Origin of the sequence: Salinicola acroporae (genome assembly GCF_003206615.1) — a bacterium.
Taxonomy (GTDB): domain Bacteria; phylum Pseudomonadota; class Gammaproteobacteria; order Pseudomonadales; family Halomonadaceae; genus Salinicola; species Salinicola acroporae.
This window is the reverse complement of record NZ_PZJW01000011.1, coordinates 1-17,002: the sequence shown is the minus strand read 5'-3', so window position 1 is coordinate 17,002 and position 17,002 is coordinate 1. Positions and strand designations below refer to the sequence as shown.

At 63.2% G+C, this 17,002-nt stretch carries 14 protein-coding genes; 10 read left to right on the top strand and 4 right to left on the bottom strand.

Annotated elements, in window-relative coordinates:
- Position 1 precedes the first annotated feature (1 nt).
- Positions 2 to 427: a type IV pilin protein gene (locus DOM54_RS20455; protein WP_110717271.1), complete on the top strand. Its 426-nt coding sequence runs from the start codon at positions 2 to 4 to the stop codon at positions 425 to 427.
- A gap of 10 nt (positions 428 to 437) precedes the next feature.
- On the opposite strand, the gene DOM54_RS15835 is transcribed toward DOM54_RS20455, so the two are convergent.
- On the bottom strand, positions 438 to 1,025 hold the full coding sequence (locus DOM54_RS15835) for a GspH/FimT family pseudopilin (protein ID WP_110717270.1): 588 nt from the start codon (positions 1,023 to 1,025) through the stop codon (positions 438 to 440).
- Positions 1,026 to 1,084: 59 nt separating this feature from the next.
- Here DOM54_RS15835 and thiO point away from each other — a divergent pair, with 59 nt between their 5' ends.
- Both thiO and DOM54_RS15825 read left to right on the top strand, forming a co-directional pair.
- Positions 1,085 to 2,167, top strand: coding sequence for a glycine oxidase ThiO (thiO, locus tag DOM54_RS15830; protein WP_110717269.1), 1,083 nt, complete (start codon positions 1,085 to 1,087; stop codon positions 2,165 to 2,167).
- 94 nt (positions 2,168 to 2,261) lie between these two features.
- A complete protein-coding gene (locus DOM54_RS15825; protein ID WP_110717268.1) occupies positions 2,262 to 3,902 on the top strand; it encodes an NAD+ synthase in 1,641 nt (546 codons plus the stop codon).
- Positions 3,903 to 3,988: 86 nt separating this feature from the next.
- On the opposite strand, the gene DOM54_RS15820 is transcribed toward DOM54_RS15825, so the two are convergent.
- On the bottom strand, positions 3,989 to 4,801 hold the full coding sequence (locus DOM54_RS15820) for an outer membrane protein assembly factor BamD (RefSeq protein ID WP_110717379.1): 813 nt from the start codon (positions 4,799 to 4,801) through the stop codon (positions 3,989 to 3,991).
- A gap of 146 nt (positions 4,802 to 4,947) precedes the next feature.
- Between DOM54_RS15820 and rluD the strand changes: the two genes are divergently transcribed.
- From rluD to clpB, 3 genes are all read left to right on the top strand, one after another.
- Positions 4,948 to 5,904 (top strand): 23S rRNA pseudouridine(1911/1915/1917) synthase RluD, encoded by a 957-nt coding sequence (gene rluD, locus DOM54_RS15815; RefSeq protein ID WP_110717267.1) that lies wholly within the window; start codon positions 4,948 to 4,950, stop codon positions 5,902 to 5,904.
- A 50-nt stretch (positions 5,905 to 5,954) separates the two neighbouring features.
- Positions 5,955 to 6,710: a peptidoglycan editing factor PgeF gene (pgeF, locus tag DOM54_RS15810; RefSeq protein WP_110717378.1), complete on the top strand. Its 756-nt coding sequence runs from the start codon at positions 5,955 to 5,957 to the stop codon at positions 6,708 to 6,710.
- A gap of 184 nt (positions 6,711 to 6,894) precedes the next feature.
- Positions 6,895 to 9,480: an ATP-dependent chaperone ClpB gene (gene clpB, locus DOM54_RS15805; RefSeq protein WP_110717266.1), complete on the top strand. Its 2,586-nt coding sequence runs from the start codon at positions 6,895 to 6,897 to the stop codon at positions 9,478 to 9,480.
- 106 nt (positions 9,481 to 9,586) lie between these two features.
- On the opposite strand, the gene DOM54_RS15800 is transcribed toward clpB, so the two are convergent.
- Positions 9,587 to 10,930 (bottom strand): sugar porter family MFS transporter, encoded by a 1,344-nt coding sequence (locus DOM54_RS15800; protein WP_110717265.1) that lies wholly within the window; start codon positions 10,928 to 10,930, stop codon positions 9,587 to 9,589.
- Between the two features lie 609 nt (positions 10,931 to 11,539).
- Between DOM54_RS15800 and DOM54_RS15795 the strand changes: the two genes are divergently transcribed.
- Entirely contained in the window at positions 11,540 to 13,264 is a 1,725-nt protein-coding gene (locus DOM54_RS15795) for an acetolactate synthase 3 large subunit (protein ID WP_110717264.1), read from the top strand.
- Entirely contained in the window at positions 13,264 to 13,755 is a 492-nt protein-coding gene (ilvN, locus tag DOM54_RS15790; protein WP_110717263.1) for an acetolactate synthase small subunit, read from the top strand. The genes DOM54_RS15795 and ilvN overlap by 1 nt, the downstream gene beginning before the upstream one ends.
- 79 nt (positions 13,756 to 13,834) lie before the next feature.
- On the opposite strand, the gene ilvY is transcribed toward ilvN, so the two are convergent.
- Positions 13,835 to 14,719, bottom strand: coding sequence for an HTH-type transcriptional activator IlvY (gene ilvY, locus DOM54_RS15785; protein ID WP_110717262.1), 885 nt, complete (start codon positions 14,717 to 14,719; stop codon positions 13,835 to 13,837).
- Positions 14,720 to 14,911: 192 nt separating this feature from the next.
- Here ilvY and ilvC point away from each other — a divergent pair, with 192 nt between their 5' ends.
- Together ilvC and pssA are read left to right on the top strand one after the other, a co-directional pair.
- Positions 14,912 to 15,928 carry a ketol-acid reductoisomerase gene (gene ilvC, locus DOM54_RS15780; RefSeq protein ID WP_110717261.1) on the top strand — a complete coding sequence of 339 codons (1,017 nt, stop codon included), beginning with the start codon at positions 14,912 to 14,914 and terminating at the stop codon, positions 15,926 to 15,928.
- 165 nt (positions 15,929 to 16,093) lie between these two features.
- Positions 16,094 to 16,966, top strand: a complete 873-nt coding sequence (gene pssA / locus DOM54_RS15775; protein ID WP_110717260.1) for a CDP-diacylglycerol--serine O-phosphatidyltransferase — start codon at positions 16,094 to 16,096, stop codon at positions 16,964 to 16,966.
- Positions 16,967 to 17,002: the final 36 nt, after the last annotated feature.

Here is a 17,002-nt window from a genome sequence, read left to right as displayed (position 1 = left end):
GATGAATAAACTATCGCGCACCCGCGGTTTTACCTTGATCGAGCTGATGATCGCGGTCGCGGTCGTCGGGATTCTGGCGTCCATCGCCATCCCGAGCTATCTCCACTATGTCGAGCGGGCGCAGGCGCGGGATGCCCAGGCGGCGATGCAGTCTCTGGCGCTGAACCTGGAGCGGCGCTACTCGCAGACCTATCGCTATGGGGAGGATTCCAGCGATGCCGTCTCTCCCTCGACATTGGGCCTCTCGCCCACTCAGTCCCCGGAAAGTGGCACCGCCCGATATGGTCTGGTCGTGGCGATTGAAGACGACGGCCAGCGTTACGTGATCACTGCCAGTCGTGCGGATGGCCGCACCAGTGGGACGTGCGACGTCATGAGTCTGGACAGCCAGGGAAATCGAACGCCGACGCCCGACAGTTGCGAGTGAGCTTGGTCCGTCAGGTCGAGCTCTCTTCCTCCGCTGCGTCGGCATCGACCGTATCGAGCCGAATACGGGCAAAGTGCACGACGATCTTATGGCCTCCGCCGGCAGCCGCCGGGTTGGTGAGCGTGAAGGTTCCGAACTGCCGCCCCCGGGTGAACCCCAGCGGTGTATAGCCCAGGCCCGTGGTAAAGCTGTTGGCGGTAATGCTGACCTGGTTTCCGTTAGGGTGACTCACTGCCAGCATGCGCTCGTCATTGTCAGGCTGGCCGTTGTCGTTGCCATCGATGAACAGCAGTAAAGTATCGCCCCATTGGCCATTGTCGCTGCAGGTCGTCCCGTTTTCGGTCGGGCAGAGCCAGGTCGGCTGCCCGCTGGTGGCGGCTTCCTGTCTTGCCCTTCTTATCAATTGCCATACCCGTTCCACCTCGCTGTCCAGCGTCATGCGGGCGCTCAGGTTTGCCAGGCCGGGCGCGGCCCAGCTCGCCAGAATGCCGAGAATGACCACACAGATCATCAACTCGATGAGTGTGAAACCACGCTGCAGCTGCCTCGCCGATCGATGATCGGCGCGGGGTTGCGGGGAGGAAGCTCGAGAGACCATTGCGGCGTCCGGGTTCTGGACGAATGATAGAATCGTCCTTTTGTCAGGATATCGACACCATGCAGGATTTCTTGATCGTCGGCGGGGGTGTCATCGGTATGATGACGGCGCTGCAGCTGGCCGATGCCGGCCATTCGGTGGCGTTGGTCGAGCGCGGCCAGTGTGGTCGTGAGGCTTCCTGGGCGGGCGGCGGTATCGTCTCGCCGCTCTACCCGTGGCGTTATTCGAAAGCGATCTCGGCCCTTTCCAGTTGGTCCGAGGGGCGCTATCCCGAGCTGGCCGGGCGGCTGTTCGAGGAGACGGGCATCGACCCGGAATATCGCCAGAAGGGATTGCTCTACCTGCGCGTCGACGACGTCGACCGCGCCCTGCGATGGGCGCGGGACGTGGCCAAGCCGCTGGCCATGATCGGCGCCGAGGAACTCTACGCCAGAGAGCCCAATGCGGCGCCAGGCTTCGATGGCGCATTGTGGATGCCGACGCTTGGCAGCATCCGCAATCCGCGCCTGATCAAGGCGCTGCGGGCGCGGCTCGAGCGCATGGCGCAGGTCGAGATCCATGAGCGGTGCGAGGTGGCCGGTCTTGTCCGGCGTGGATCGATGATCGAGGGGGTGGAGACATCCGCCGGGGCAATTCGCGCCGGGCAGACGATCATCTGCGGAGGGGCCTGGTCGCGGGCGCTGCTGGCGGATATCGGGGTCGAGTTGGCCGTGCGTCCGGTCAAGGGGCAGATGATTCTTTTCAAGGCGCCAGCGGGGCTGGTCGAGCGGGTCGTGCTCAAGGATGGCCGTTACGTGATCCCGCGCGGGGATGGCCGCGTGCTGGCCGGCTCCACACTGGAAGAGGTCGGCTTCGACAAGCAGACGACATCGGCAGCCCTCGAGTCGCTGCATGCCAGCGCCCTGTCGATCATCCCGCAGTTGGCCCGGTGCCTGGTCGAGCAGCAGTGGGCAGGGCTGCGTCCCGGCTCGCCGGATGGCGTGCCGACGATTGGCCCGGTGCCTGGCTTCGACGGTCTGCACGTCAACGCGGGCCATTATCGCAACGGGTTGGTGCTGGCGCCGGCAGCCACGCGGTTGCTGGTCGATCAACTGATCGGCTGCGAGCCGATCGTCGATCCGGCGCCGTATCGGCTGACCTGAGGCGCTGCTTTGCCTCTGTACCCGGCATGCGCGAAAATGGACGACGGCCAACGAGGCGCTTGAGCGCCGCATCTGTCTGGAGAAGAGTTTACCCATGCAAGACCTGACCCTGGTGATGGCGCAACTGGACCCGATGGTGGGCGATATCGCGGGTAATACCGTGGCGGCCATCGAGGCGGTGCGTGAGGCGCGCATCGAGCATGGCGCGGATGTGGTTGTCTTCAGCGAATTGTTTCTGACCGGTTATCCGCCGGAGGATCTGCTGCTGCGCGAGGCGATGGAGTCACGGCTGCAGGACGCCCTGGCAGAGATGGCTCGCAAGATCGACAGGATCGCGCCGCAAACGCTCGTCATCATCGGCTATCCGGGCATGCGCGACGGCCGGCGTCACAACCTGGCCGGGGTGCTGCTGGGCGGTGAGTGGCGCGGCGAGTATGCCAAGCAGGCGCTGCCCAATTACCAGGTGTTCGACGAGGATCGTTACTTCGAGCCGGGCCACGAGCCCCTGATCGTCGAGCACAAGGGGGCGAAGCTCGGGGTCCTGATCTGCGAAGACCTGTGGGATGGCGCACCGGTACGACAATCCGCAGAGGCTGGCGCCGATATTCTGGTGACCCTCAATGCCTCTCCGTTTCATCTCGACAAGCCCGCCGAGCGGGAGCGGCTATTCGCCGAGCGTGCGCGTGAGGTGGAGACGCCGCTGGTCTACGTCAACGCCATCGGCGGCCAGGACGAGCTGGTTTTCGATGGCGGCTCGCTGGTGCTGGACGCCACCGGGGAGGTCGCCGTACGGGCACCGTTCTGGCAGGTCGGGCTGATGCCAGTGCGCTTCGCCCGGGATGCCATGGGTTGGGAGCCGCAAAAGGGCGAGCGCGAGCCACTGCTGGGCGCCGAGGAGAATCTCTACTGCGCGCTGGTCACCGGTCTTCGCGACTACGTCAACAAGAGCGGCTTCAAGGGCGTGGTGATGGGGCTCTCCGGCGGTATCGACTCGTCGCTGTCGCTGGCGATTGCCGTCGATGCACTAGGGCCGGATCGCGTCCATGCGGTGATGATGCCCTATCACTATACCGCCGAGATCTCTCAGGCCGACGCCGCCGAACAGGCGAAGATGCTGGGCGTCGGTTATGAGGTGATGCCGATCGCGCCGATGGTTGAAGCCTTCACCGCAACGCTGACCGAGAGCTTCAGCGGGCTGGCGGCGGATACCACCGAAGAGAACCTGCAGTCCCGCGTGCGCGGCGTGCTGCTGATGGCGATTTCCAACAAGAAGGGGTTGATGGTCCAGACCACCGGCAACAAGAGCGAGATGGCGGTGGGCTATGCCACGCTCTACGGTGACATGGTCGGCGGCTACAACGCGCTCAAGGATGTCTACAAGACCTGGGTCTATCGCCTGGCCATCTGGCGCAACGCGCAGGAACCCGCGATCCCCGAGCGGGTGATCACGCGTCCGCCGTCTGCCGAGCTGGCACCCAACCAGCAGGACAGCGATTCCCTGCCGGGTTATGACGTGCTGGATGCGATTCTCGAACGCTATATCGAACGCGACATGAGCGCGGAGGCGATCATCGAAGCCGGTTTCGAGCGCGACGACGTCTATCGGGTGGTCAAGCTGGTCGACCGCAGCGAATACAAGCGACGCCAGGCGCCGGTGGGGGTGCGGGTGACGCTCAGAGGCTTCGGTCGCGATCGGCGCTATCCCATCGTCAACGGGTGGCAGCCGGGGAGCTAGCGACGAGCTACGAAGAAAGCCAGCGACATTTGTCGCTGGCTTTCTTCTTTACGGCAAACCTCGGGCGCAAAAATGGCCTTCGCGGCTCAGCCCTGGGCCGTCAGCGGCGGGTCGACATCAATATGCTTGGGCACGAAGGTATCGCCGTCGAGCTGGCTATTGTCGGGGTCGTTCTCGATCAGTGTCTGCAGCACGGTTTCGGCGCGGTCACGCATCTTCAGTCCCAGATAGCCCTCCACCATCACCGCCAGGGCGTCGCGGGTGGCGGTGGACTTGGGATAGTGCTCGATCACCCAGCGGCCGCGCTCGACTGCCGCGACATAGGCCCCTTTGCGCAGATAGAAATCGGCAACCTGCAGCTCGTGGCGCGCCATCACGTTGCGCAGGTAGATGATACGCTGACGGGCATCCGGGGCGTAGGCGCTGTCGGGGAAGCGGCGCACCAGTTCGCCGAAGTCGACGTAGGCGTCACGTGAGGCCCCCAGATCACGCTTGGAAATGTCGATCAGCTCCATGCTCTCGAGGCTGAAGCGACCTGCTTGATAGGCGCCGAGACCGCGCATGTAGTAGGCGTAATCGACCTGAGGGTGGTCCGGATGGAGGCGAATGAAGCGGCTGGCGGCGGCGCGAGTCTTTTCCCAGTCCTCGACTCGATAGTAGGCGTAGATCAGTTCGAGTTGCGCCTGCTCGGCATAGCGGCCGAAGGGGAATCGCGTATCCAGCGCTTCCAGTTGCGTTACTGCGGTACTGTAACGCCCGGCATCGAGGGAACTCTGGGCTTGCTGGTAAAGATCCTGCTCCTGCAGGTCCGGGGCAGGCTCATTGCTGGCACAGCCAGCGAGCAGTACGCCTGCCAGCAACAGGGCGGCCAGAGTGGAACATCGCGCAGAAAATCGCATCATCATCCTCGTATCAACCATTCCTTGGCGGCCGTGCTAGAATCCGCCGAATTCGACTCACTATAAAGCAAACCCTTGTACCGACGAAACGCGCCGACCAAACGCAGCGGCGACACGTACCGGCGAAACGGAACCGATCCTCACGTATGGCTGACATCCTGAAGCGCGACGAGCGTGTACCCGAGCATTTGGCAGGGCGACGTCTCGACCAGACCGCAGCCGAAATGTTCCCCGAATTCTCGCGAGAGCGCCTCAAGAGCTGGATTCAGCAGGGCGAGTTGACGGTCGACGGAGAGAAGGCCCGGCCCAAGGATAAGGTGATCGGCGGCGAGCGGCTAGCACTCGACACCCGGCTCGAGGAAGAGACTCGCTGGGAGCCTCAGGCGATTCCGCTGTCGATCGTGTTCGAGGACGACGACGTCATGGTGATCGACAAGCCTGCCGGTCTGGTCGTGCATCCCGCCGCCGGCAATCCCGATGGCACGTTGCTCAATGCATTGCTGCATCACCATGCGCCATTGGCGGCGATCCCGCGGGCGGGTATCGTTCATCGTCTCGACAAGGACACGACCGGGCTGATGATGGTGGCGAAGACGCTGACGGCGCAGACCGCGCTGGTGGCTCAACTGCAGGCGCGGACGGTGTCGCGGGAGTACGATGCCATCGTGGTGGGCGCGATGACCGCCGGCGGCAAGGTGGATGCACCGATCGGGCGTCATCCCAAGGACCGTCAGCGTCAGGCGGTGACCGCCTCGGGCAAGCCGGCGGTCACGCACTATCGCGTCAACGAGCGCTTTCGCGCGCATACTCACGTTCGCTGCCGGCTCGAAACCGGCCGGACGCATCAGATCCGGGTGCACATGGCGCACGTTCGCTACCCGCTGATCGGCGACCCGGTCTACGGTGGACGGCTCAAGTTGCCGGCCGGGGCGGGCGACTCATTGAAAACGCTGCTCAGGACGTTTCCACGCCAGGCCCTGCATGCGCACAAACTTCGCTTCGACCATCCCGCCAACGGGGCGCCGATCGAGTGCAAGGCACCGCTGCCGGACGACATGTTTTTGCTGCTGGACGCACTGCGTGAGGATCAGGAGGCCGATTGATGCATTCATCCGCGTGTTCGTCGCCGCTGACGAATGACTCCGAGCCATCGATGAGCGACGCGCCGACCCTGCTGCTACCTGACTGGCCCGCGCCGAGCACCGTGGGTGCCTTCGTCACCACGCGCGAGACCGGGCCCAGCCGCGGCGATTTCGCGGCTTTCAATCCAGCGGCTCACGTCGGGGACGATCCCCAGTCCGTGATTAGCTGCCGTGACCGGCTGGCGGCGGAGGTCGGCGACGAGCGGCCGCTGTTGTGGCTCGATCAGGTGCATGGCGCACGCGTCATGCAGAACTTCCAGGACGGGTACCGGCAGCATCCGCCCCAGGCCGACGCCTCGGTGGCGTTCGATCGCGGCCACGCCTGCGTCATCCTCACCGCGGATTGCCTGCCGGTCTTCTTCTGCGATCGCCAGGGAACGCGGGTCGGGTTGGCCCATGCCGGCTGGCGCGGGCTGGCGGGGGGCGTGCTGGAGGCCAGCGTGGCGGCACTGGGGGTCGACCCGGAGGAGTTGATGGCGTGGATGGGACCGGCGATCTCCAATGCCCAGTTCGAGGTCGGCCCGGAAGTCTTCGAAGCCTTCGTGGCCCTGCAGCCGGAAGCCGAGGTGGCTTTCGAGCGCAGCCCTTATCGCCTGGGGCATTACATGGCGGATCTCTACCGGCTCGCTCGACTCCGGCTGGAGCGTGTCGGCGTGCATTCGATCAGCGGCGGTCATTTCTGCACCGCCTGTGAATCCCGTTTCTACTCCCATCGCCGCGATGACGGTCGTACCGGGCGCATGGCCAGCATGATCTGGCTGCGCTGATTCGCCTTCACGATCGCCTGGACCCTCCTCTCTCCATGAATTGCATTCGTCTGTGGCGTTCTGTCGCGGCGAATATTTCATTCGCTTCGCTTGAAAAGAACCAACATACCTCCATTTAAGTGTCAACTAATGAATAACCGAGCCGCCAGGTCATGACCTGCAACGGCTCCCTGGAGGCGAAGATATGCGTATGGATCGCATGACGACCAAGCTGCAGAACGCCCTGGCCGAAGCGCAGTCGCTGGCGGTAGGTCGCGGCCATAACCAGCTCGACCCGGGGCACCTGCTGATGGCGCTGCTCGAGATGCGCGATAGCGGCATCAAGGGCCTGGTACAGAAAGCGGGAGGCGATGTCAGCCGGTTGCGGGAAGGGTTGGCGGGCTATCTCGACAACCTGCCCGAAGTCGGCCAGTTCGATGGCAACGTCAGCATGAGTCAGGACCTGGCGCGGCTGTTCAACCTGGCCGACCGCGAGGCCCAGAGCCGCGGCGACCAGTACATCGCGATCGAGCTGGTGCTGCTTGCCGCGCTGGACATGAAGAATGGACTCACCAAGGTGTTGACCCAGTCGGGCCTGGACCGGAAGCGACTGGCCACGGCGATCGGCGAGCTGCGCGGCGGCGCCAATGTCGATGACGCCAATGCCGAAGAGAAGCGGGAGGCGCTGGAAAAATACACCCTCGACCTGACCGCCCGGGCAACCGAAGGCAAGCTCGATCCGGTGATCGGTCGCGACGACGAGATTCGGCGCACGATCCAGGTCCTGCAGCGTCGCACCAAGAACAACCCGGTATTGATCGGCGAGCCCGGCGTGGGCAAAACGGCCATCGTCGAAGGGCTGGCACAGCGTATCGTCAATGGCGAGGTGCCCGAGGGGCTGAAGGAGAAGCGAGTGCTCTCCCTCGACATGGGCTCGCTGCTGGCGGGCGCCAAGTTCCGTGGCGAGTTCGAAGAGCGGCTGAAGTCCGTGCTCAACGAACTGTCGAAGGAAGAAGGACGCGTCATTCTGTTCATCGACGAGCTGCACACCATGGTCGGTGCCGGCAAGGGTGAGGGCGCGATGGATGCCGGCAACATGCTCAAGCCGGCGCTGGCCCGCGGCGAACTGCACTGCGTTGGCGCGACCACGCTCGACGAGTATCGCCAGTACATCGAGAAGGACGCGGCGCTGGAGCGGCGCTTCCAGAAGGTGCTGGTGGACGAGCCCAGTGAAGAGGACACCATCGCTATCCTGCGCGGACTCAAGGAGCGCTACGAGGTCCACCACGGGGTCGACATCACCGACGGGGCGATCATCGCGGCGGCCAAGCTGTCGACCCGCTACATCACCGATCGGCAGCTCCCCGACAAGGCGATCGACCTGATCGACGAGGCCGCATCGCGCATTCGCATGGAGCTCGACTCCAAGCCGGAGGAGATGGACCGGCTCGACCGGCGCCTGATCCAGCTCAAGATGGAGCGGGAGGCGCTGAAGAAGGAGACCGACGAGGCTTCGCGCAAGCGTCTCGAGAATCTCGAGACCCTGATCACCGAACTTGAGCGCGAGTACGCCGATCTCGAGGAAGTCTGGAAATCCGAGAAGGCCAGCATCCAGGGCGCGGCCCAGTACAAGGCCGACCTAGAGCAGGCGCGTATCGACCTGGAGGCCGCCCGGCGCCAGGGCGACCTGGGGAAAATGTCGGAACTGCAGTACGGCGTGATCCCGAGGCTCGAGCAGCAGATCGCGGAGAGCAGCGATAGCGACGGCGCGGACACCTCGACGCATCAGTTGCTGCGCTCCAACGTAACCGAGGAGGAGATCGCCGAAGTCGTGTCGAGATGGACCGGGATTCCGGTCTCCAAGATGCTCGAGGGTGAGCGCGACAAGCTGCTGCGCATGGAAGAGGCGCTGCACGAGCGGGTCATTGGCCAGGACGAGGCGGTCAAGGCGGTTGCCAATGCGGTGCGCCGCTCGCGTGCCGGTCTCTCCGATCCCAACCGGCCCAACGGTTCGTTTCTGTTCCTCGGCCCCACCGGGGTGGGCAAGACCGAACTGTGCAAGTCGCTGGCCAACTTCCTGTTCGATACCGAAGAGTCGATGGTGCGCATCGATATGTCGGAGTTCATGGAGAAGCACTCCGTGGCTCGTCTGATCGGCGCGCCGCCGGGGTATGTCGGCTACGAAGAGGGCGGCTACCTGACCGAAGCCGTGCGTCGCAAACCCTACTCGGTGCTGCTGCTCGACGAGGTGGAGAAGGCGCATCCGGATGTCTTCAATATCCTGCTCCAGGTGCTGGAGGATGGGCGTCTGACCGATGGCCAGGGGCGCACCGTGGATTTCCGCAACACGGTGATCGTGATGACCTCGAACCTGGGCTCCGACGTGATCCAGCGCATGGGCGGCGAGGAGAGCGACTATTCCGCCATGCGCGATGCCGTGATGACGGTGGTGGGCAATCACTTCCGGCCGGAGTTGATCAACCGTATCGATGAGGTGGTGGTGTTCCACGCCCTCGGCCAGGAGCAGATCCAGGCGATTGCCTCGATCCAGCTCGACCGCCTGCGTGGCCGCCTGGCCGAACGCGATCTCAAGCTCGAGGTCAGCGACGAGGCAATGGCGCAACTGGCCGTGGTCGGCTTCGACCCGGTGTTCGGGGCGCGTCCGCTCAAGCGGGCGATCCAGAGCCGGATCGAGAACCCGCTGGCGCAGGATCTGCTTTCGGGCCGATTCCTGCCGGGCGACACGATTCGCGTCCGCGCCGAGGGCGATCATCTGGTGTTCGACAAGTAATGACCCGGCCCGGCGGCGCGCCGGGCCTGGCGTCACTCTCCATTTCTGAAACTACGGTCGCGTCCTGACCGTTTCCTGCCCGTGACGCTTGGCGTCACGGGCATTTTTAATGCCCCGATTCACCCTTCGGCGACAGCTTCTGCTGCAGTTTCTCCAGTGATATGCCCTTGGTTTCCGGCATCAGGAAGGCGACGAAGACGATCTGCAACACCATCATGAAGGCGAAGAAGGCGAAGACCGGCCCGCCGTTGAAGATCCCCAGTACCCATGGCGTCACCAGGGTGATGACGGCGGCGAAGAACCAGTGGGTGAAGCTGCCAAGCGACTGGCCGCGTGCCCGCTCGCGGTTGGGGAAGATTTCGGAGATGAAGACCCAGATCACTGTGCCCTGACTGATGCCGTGGGCCGCGACGAACAGGCACAGCTGCAACGGGATCAGCGCGCCGCCCAGGTTATCGGTGAAGAAGGCGTGGGAGATGATCGACAACGAGATGATGTAGCCCACCGAGCCGATATACATCAGTGTCCGCCGACCGAAGCGGTCGATCAGGGCCATGCCGATCATGGTGAAGATCACCATGATCAGGCCGATGCCGGCAGTCGACAGCAGGGCTGCGTTATCGCCAAGCTGGGCAGCCTCGAGAATACGCGGCGCATAATAGAGCACGAAGTTGATACCGGTGAACTGGTTGAAGAAGGCGATCAGGAAGGCCAGAACGATAGGGAGTCGATAGCGGCGCGAGAAGAAGCGCGAATGGACCTTGTTGTCCTCGCGGTCGGCCGCCTGGATCTCCTCGATCTGTGCTTGGGTATCTCGCTTCGGATCGATCTGGTTAAGCACGTCGGCGGCGGTGTGCGTGTCCTCCTTGTTGAGGATCAGCCAGCGCGGACTCTCCGGGACCTTGAGCAGCGCCAGCGTATAGACGAGGGCCGGTACGGCCTCGACACCCACCATCCAGCGCCAGGCGTCGTCGCCAAGCAGGCTGCCAAGGATGGCATTGGAGACGTAGGCCATGAAGATGCCGAACACGACGTTGAACTGATAGAGCGCCACCAGATTGCCGCGCCTTTCGGCCGGCGCGATCTCGGAGATATAGGCCGGCGCGGCGACCGAGGACATGCCCACCCCGAAGCCACCGATCAGGCGGAAGAACGAAAACCAGAACGGATCGATGGCCAGTGCCGAACCCACCGCGGAGACGAAATAGAGCACGCCGATGATGAAGAGTGTCGCGCGCCGGCCCAGCCGGTCGGTCGGCCAGTTGCCGAAGATCGCGCCGAGCACCGTTCCCCATAGCGCCATCGACATGATGAAGAGACCGTGCTGAAGATCGCTCAGACCCCACAGTTCCTGGATGGGCTTGTCCGCGCCGGATATCACGGCGGTGTCGAAACCGAAGAGAAAGCCTGCCATGGCCACGAACGCGGACCATTTCACGATGGGGGACATGCGCGTTACTCCATAGGTGGGGTTGTCCACGAGCTCATCGATCAGCGCCTCGAACTCGTTGCCAGCTGAAATTCAGTACAGCAGTGATGGCAGCGAGGCGCTGTGCGAAGCCCTTCAACTTTAGTCGATGCTGCTGGTGGAAAGCGGTCGCTCGCCTCGTTCGCGTCTCTGCCGTGGGCGCCGGAGGTTGACAGTCCCGAGGCGCTGGTGGAATCTAGGCGGTTCCTGATTGCGGGCGCAGCCAATGACGGGCGATCCCCGGCCGCTGCGTGAAGGGTAGGTTCCGAGCGACCTCTACCCGCCTGTCGAAGGATATCTTTCAAAGGAAAGAAGGGCGCGGGCCACACGCCTGTTCCCGCCAACCCCGATACGGCGATCTGCCGTGTCAGGAGCCGTCGATACCAAGGTGCCAACGGTTCCTAAGAGTGCGGGTCCCCACCCCGGGCCCAGGACGCCAGGAAATGGCATCAGGCGCCGACGTTCAACCGTCGGCAGCGGCGTATCGCCGTGATTGAGCTTCGTGTTCGTGAATCGCGCCAACCATTCACGACCCAGGTTCTGTCATCAGAACCGCGAAGCGGCACTCGAACTTCCAGGGGAGACTCACCAGTGGAATTACTTTCCGGCGCCGATATGATCGCCCGCTTTCTGAAAGACGAAGGCGTCGAGCGCATCTACGGCTATCCGGGTGGAGCGGCATTGCATATCTACGATGCCCTGTTCCGCCAGGATAGCGTTCAACACATTCTCGTTCGTCATGAACAGGCCGCGACCCACGCCGCCGATGGTTACGCCCGTGCCTCCGGCAAGCCCGGCGTGGTGCTGGTCACGTCCGGTCCGGGCGCGACCAACGCCGTTACCGGCATCGCCACGGCCTACATGGACTCGATTCCGATGGTGGTCCTGTGCGGCCAGGTCGCCAGCCACCTGATCGGGGAAGACGCCTTCCAGGAAACCGATATCGTCGGCGTCACTCGTCCGGTGGTGAAGCACAGCTTCTCGATCCGCCATCCGAGCGAGATTCCCGAGGTGCTGAAGAAGGCGTTCTATCTTGCCTCGACCGGGCGCCCCGGTCCGGTGGTGGTCGACATCCCCAAGGATATGACCGCGCCCACCGAGCGTTACGAATACGTCTATCCGAAGAAGGTCAAGATCCGTTCCTACAACCCGGTGACTCGCGGGCACAGCGGCCAGATCAAGAAGGCCGTCGACATGATGCTCAAGGCGCGTCGGCCGGTGTTCTATACCGGCGGCGGCATCGTCACCGGGCGGGCCAGCGAAGCGCTGACCGATCTGGTTCATCGGCTCGGCTTCCCGATCACCACCACGCTGATGGGAATCGGCGGCTATCCGCAGGGCGATCAGCAGTCGCTGGGCTGGCTCGGCATGCACGGCAGCTATGAAGCCAACATGGCGATGCATCACGCCGACCTGATCGTTGCCATCGGCGCGCGCTTCGACGACCGCGTCACCAACAACACCTCGAAGTTCTGCCCCACCGCGAAGATCGTGCATGTCGATATCGACCCCAGCTCGATCTCCAAGACCGTACGCGCGGACGTGCCCATTGTCGGCGCGGCGGGCAGTGTCATCGACGAGATGATCAGCCTGGTTCAGGATCGCGAGGCGTCCAACGCAGAGGCACTGGGCGAGTGGTGGAAGAGCATCGAGGGCTGGCGGGCCGAGCGCGAAGGCAAGCTCTACGAGCCTTCGAAGCCGGGCGAAGCGCTCAAGCCTCAGGAGGTGATCGAGGCGGTCTATCGCGCCACCCGCGGCGAAGCCTTCGTCACCACCGACGTGGGCCAGCACCAGATGTTCGCGGCCCAGTACTACAAGTTCGCCAAGCCCAACCGCTTCATCACCTCGGGTGGCCTCGGCACCATGGGCTTCGGCTTCCCGGCGGCGATGGGCATCAAGCTGAGCTATCCGCAGGACGATGTGGTCTGCTTCACCGGCGAAGGCAGCTTCCAGATGATGATGCAGGAGCTGTCGACTTGTAAGCAGTTCGATGTCGGCGTCAAGATCGTCAACCTCAACAACCAGTCGTTGGGGATGGTGCGCCAGTGGCAGGATCTCAACTACAAGTCCCGCCACGCCCACTCCTACATGGAGTCGCTGCCGGATTTCGCCAAGCTGATCGAGGCCTACGGCTTCACCGCGATCAAGGTGACGACCTTCGATGAGCTGGAGCCGGCGCTGGAGCGTGCCTTCGCCGATACTAATGAGCTCGTGTTCCTCGATATCTACGTCGATCCCTTCGAACACGTCTATCCGATGCAGGTGCCGCTGGGCTCCATGCGTGACATGCTGCTTTCGAAGACGGAGCGGACCTGATGCGCCATATCATCTCGATTCTGCTGGAAAACGAACCCGGCGCCCTGTCCCGCGTGGTGGGGTTGTTCTCCCAGCGCAACTTCAATATCGAAACCCTCAACGTGGCGCCGACGGAGGACCCGTCACTATCGCGGCTGACCGTCACCACGGTGGGGGACGACCGGGTGATCGAGCAGATCACCAAGCATCTCAACAAGCTGATCGACGTGGTCAAGCTGGTCGACCTGACCGAGGGCAACCATATCGAGCGCGAGCTGATGTTGGTGAAGGTCAAGGCGCTGGGCGCTGCGCGGGATGAAGTGAAGCGTACGGCGGATATCTTCCGGGCCCAGATCGTCGACGTCACGCCGAGCGTCTATACCGTGCAGATCACCGGCGACGCCGGCAAGCTCGACGCCTTCGTCCAGGCGATGGCGCCGATCGGCATCCTCGAGGTCGCGCGGACCGGGGTATCCGGCATCGCGCGTGGCGACAAGCTGCTCTCGTTGTAGCTGACCGGTGGTGGACCGACGCCCGGCGGGAGCGATCCCGCCGGGCGTTTTGCGTTTGTCGCCGCTCCGGCGGGCGGGGTCAGTTCGGGAGCTGAGCCCATAGCGCGTCGATCAGCGCACTCTTCAAGCGGCGCTTGAGCACGCACAGGCCGACATCGTAGTGAGGCAGCTCCGGCTTGACCGGCAGGATCATGATGCGATCGAGCAGCGGGCTGTTGTCGAGCACGATACGCGGCACGATGCCGACGCCGAATCCCAATCCCACCATGCTGACGATAGCTTCGTTGCCGGCGACCTGGGCATAGATGCGCGGACTGATCCCCATGGCGCGGAACCAGGTATCGGCGTGATCTCGTGACAGGCCCGATTCCGACAGAATCATCGGCACTTCTTTCCATTGCGAAGGGGTCGGTATATCCGGCGTCTTCGGTAGCCAATCCGCACCATCGCGCGGGGCGATGAAGACCAGCGGCGACGTCGCCAGCGGCTTGAACGCCAGCGCATCCGGCAGGCTGCGCGGGCGTGCCGTGATGGCGATGTCCTCCTGTTCCGCCTGGACCCGGGCGATGGCATCCGCAGGGTCACCGGTGTGCAGCTTGATCTCGATGCGTGGGTGGCGCAACCGGAACTCGCTGAGCAGTCGATACAGGAAGCTGTAGCTGGCGGTGACCGAGCAGTAGATGCTGATTTCGCCAGCCAGTTCACGGGTCTCTGCCATCAAGGTGGCCTGCATCGCCTGCCACTGCTCCAGCGTCTCTCGGGCGTAGGCGTGGAACAGCAAGCCTTCCCGCGTCAGTGTGACGTGACGATTGTCGCGCTCGAACAGCGTGACGCCGAGCGTCTCCTCGAGCTGGCGAATCGAGCGGCTTAGCGTCGATGGACTGATATGGCAAGCGTCGCTAGCCCGGCCGAAGTGGAGGTGGTCGGCCAATGCCAGGAAGTGGGTGAGCGGGCGGTAGTCCATGATTGTTTCATAATCCGAAATGTCGCATTGCAAATATAGCGTTTTACGCAACATATTGCCTGGCTTATCGTGGCGTCAGGCTGAAGCGACGGGCGCCGCGACAGACGGCGTCGGTAGCCATCAACGCTAATGGTTGTTCAGTACGACAGTTCCGAGCAGAACGCTCGCTAGCACCGACTTCCGGAGTTCGATATGCACGTTTATTACGACAAGGATTGTGACCTCTCCCTGATCCAGGCCAAACAGGTCACGATCGTTGGCTATGGCTCCCAGGGCCACGCGCACGCCAATAACCTGAAGGAGTCCGGTGTCGACGTGACCGTCGGCCTGCGTAAGGGCTCTTCCTCGGCAGCCAAGGCCGAGAGCGCCGGCCTCAAGGTCGCCAGTGTCGCGGAAGCGTGCAAGACCGCTGACGTCGTCATGATCCTGGCGCCGGATGAAAACCAGAAGACGATCTACGAGCAGGAGATCGAGCCGAATCTGAAAGAGGGCGCCACCATTGCCTTCGCCCACGGCTTCAACATCCATTACAGCCAGGTCGAGCCGCGCGCCGATCTCGATGTGATCATGGTTGCACCCAAGGCGCCGGGCCATACCGTGCGCTCCGAGTTCGTACGCGGCGGCGGTATCCCCGACCTGATCGCGATCCACCAGAATGCTTCTGGCCAGGCGAAGGAGATCGCGCTCTCCTACGCGGCAGCCATCGGTGGCGGTCGCAGCGGGATCATCGAGACCACCTTCAAGGACGAGACCGAGACCGATCTGTTCGGCGAGCAGGCGGTCCTCTGCGGCGGCGCCGTGGAACTGGTCAAGGCTGGCTTCGAAACCCTAACCGAAGCGGGCTACGCTCCGGAGATGGCCTACTTCGAGTGTCTCCACGAGCTCAAGCTGATCGTCGACCTGATGTACGAAGGCGGTATCGCCAACATGAACTATTCGATCTCCAACAATGCCGAGTACGGTGAGTACGTGACCGGCCGCGAGATCATCAACGAGAGCTCGAAAGAGGCGATGCGCAAGGCGCTCAAGCGCATCCAGGACGGCGAGTACGCCAAGATGTTCATCTCCGAAGGCGCCTGCAACTACGCCTCGCTGAATGCACGTCGCCGTCAGACGGCCGAGCACCCGGTTGAGCAGGTCGGTGCCAAGCTGCGTGCCATGATGCCGTGGATCACGGCCAACCAACTGGTCGACAAGAGCAAGAACTGATCACCGATCGGTCCATGGCTCATGCGGGGGGCGCGACGACAGTCGCGCCCCCCGTTTTGTTTGACGGGTTTGGCTTTCTCGCGGGCATCTGTCGTGATTCCCGCTAGGCTGTAGAATGAGCCGGCTACAATGCCTTGGCGCACTCGACACTAAAGGACTCGCTTCATGACGCAGGATGACCGCCACCACGAGCAAGAGCCCGAGACGATCACGATCGGGGCCACGTCTCCGCTCTTCGATGATGAAGACGAAGTCATCGAGGAAACCGTCGAGAACGGCAAACGCATCCGTCGCCGCGGCATCTACTTGCTGCCCAACCTGTTCACACTGTCGGCGTTGTTCGCCGGCTTCTACTCCATCGTCGCTGCGATGAACGGGGATTATGCCAAGGCGGCCATCGCCATCTTCATCGCCATGGTGCTCGATGGGTTGGACGGCCGTGTCGCTCGGCTGACCAATACCCAGAGTGCGTTTGGCGCCGAGTTCGACAGCCTGGCCGACATGGTCTCGTTCGGGATGGCACCGGCGCTGGTCGCGTTCACCTGGATATTGCAGGACATCGGCAAGGTCGGCTGGATCGCGGCATTCATCTTCGTCGCTGGGGCCGCACTGCGCCTGGCACGCTTCAACGTTCAGATCGGCAGCACCGACAAGAAGTGGTTCGTCGGCTTGCCCAGCCCGTCGGCGGCGGCAATCGTGGCTGCCTGCGTGTGGGTCTTCCACACCTTCGATGCCGAGTCGTTGGGCTTCAAGGTGCTGATGACCGTCGTGGTGGCCGCCGCCGGCGTACTGATGGTCAGCAACGTGCGCTACCACAGCTTCAAGGAGATCGATTTCAAGGGGCCGGTACCGTTCGTGTTCCTACTGGCGATCGTGCTGCTGTTCGTGCTGATCTCCATCGAGCCCTCAGTGATGCTGCTGACACTGTTCGGTTGCTATGTCGTGTCGGGGCCGATATTGGCACTGGGTCGCCTGAACAAGGCGCGTAGAGAGAAGCGTCGTAGTGAAGCGGGCGGGCAGAATGCCCAGGATGACTAGCGTCGACAAGATTCGAATCGCTGAAACGCCCGCCTC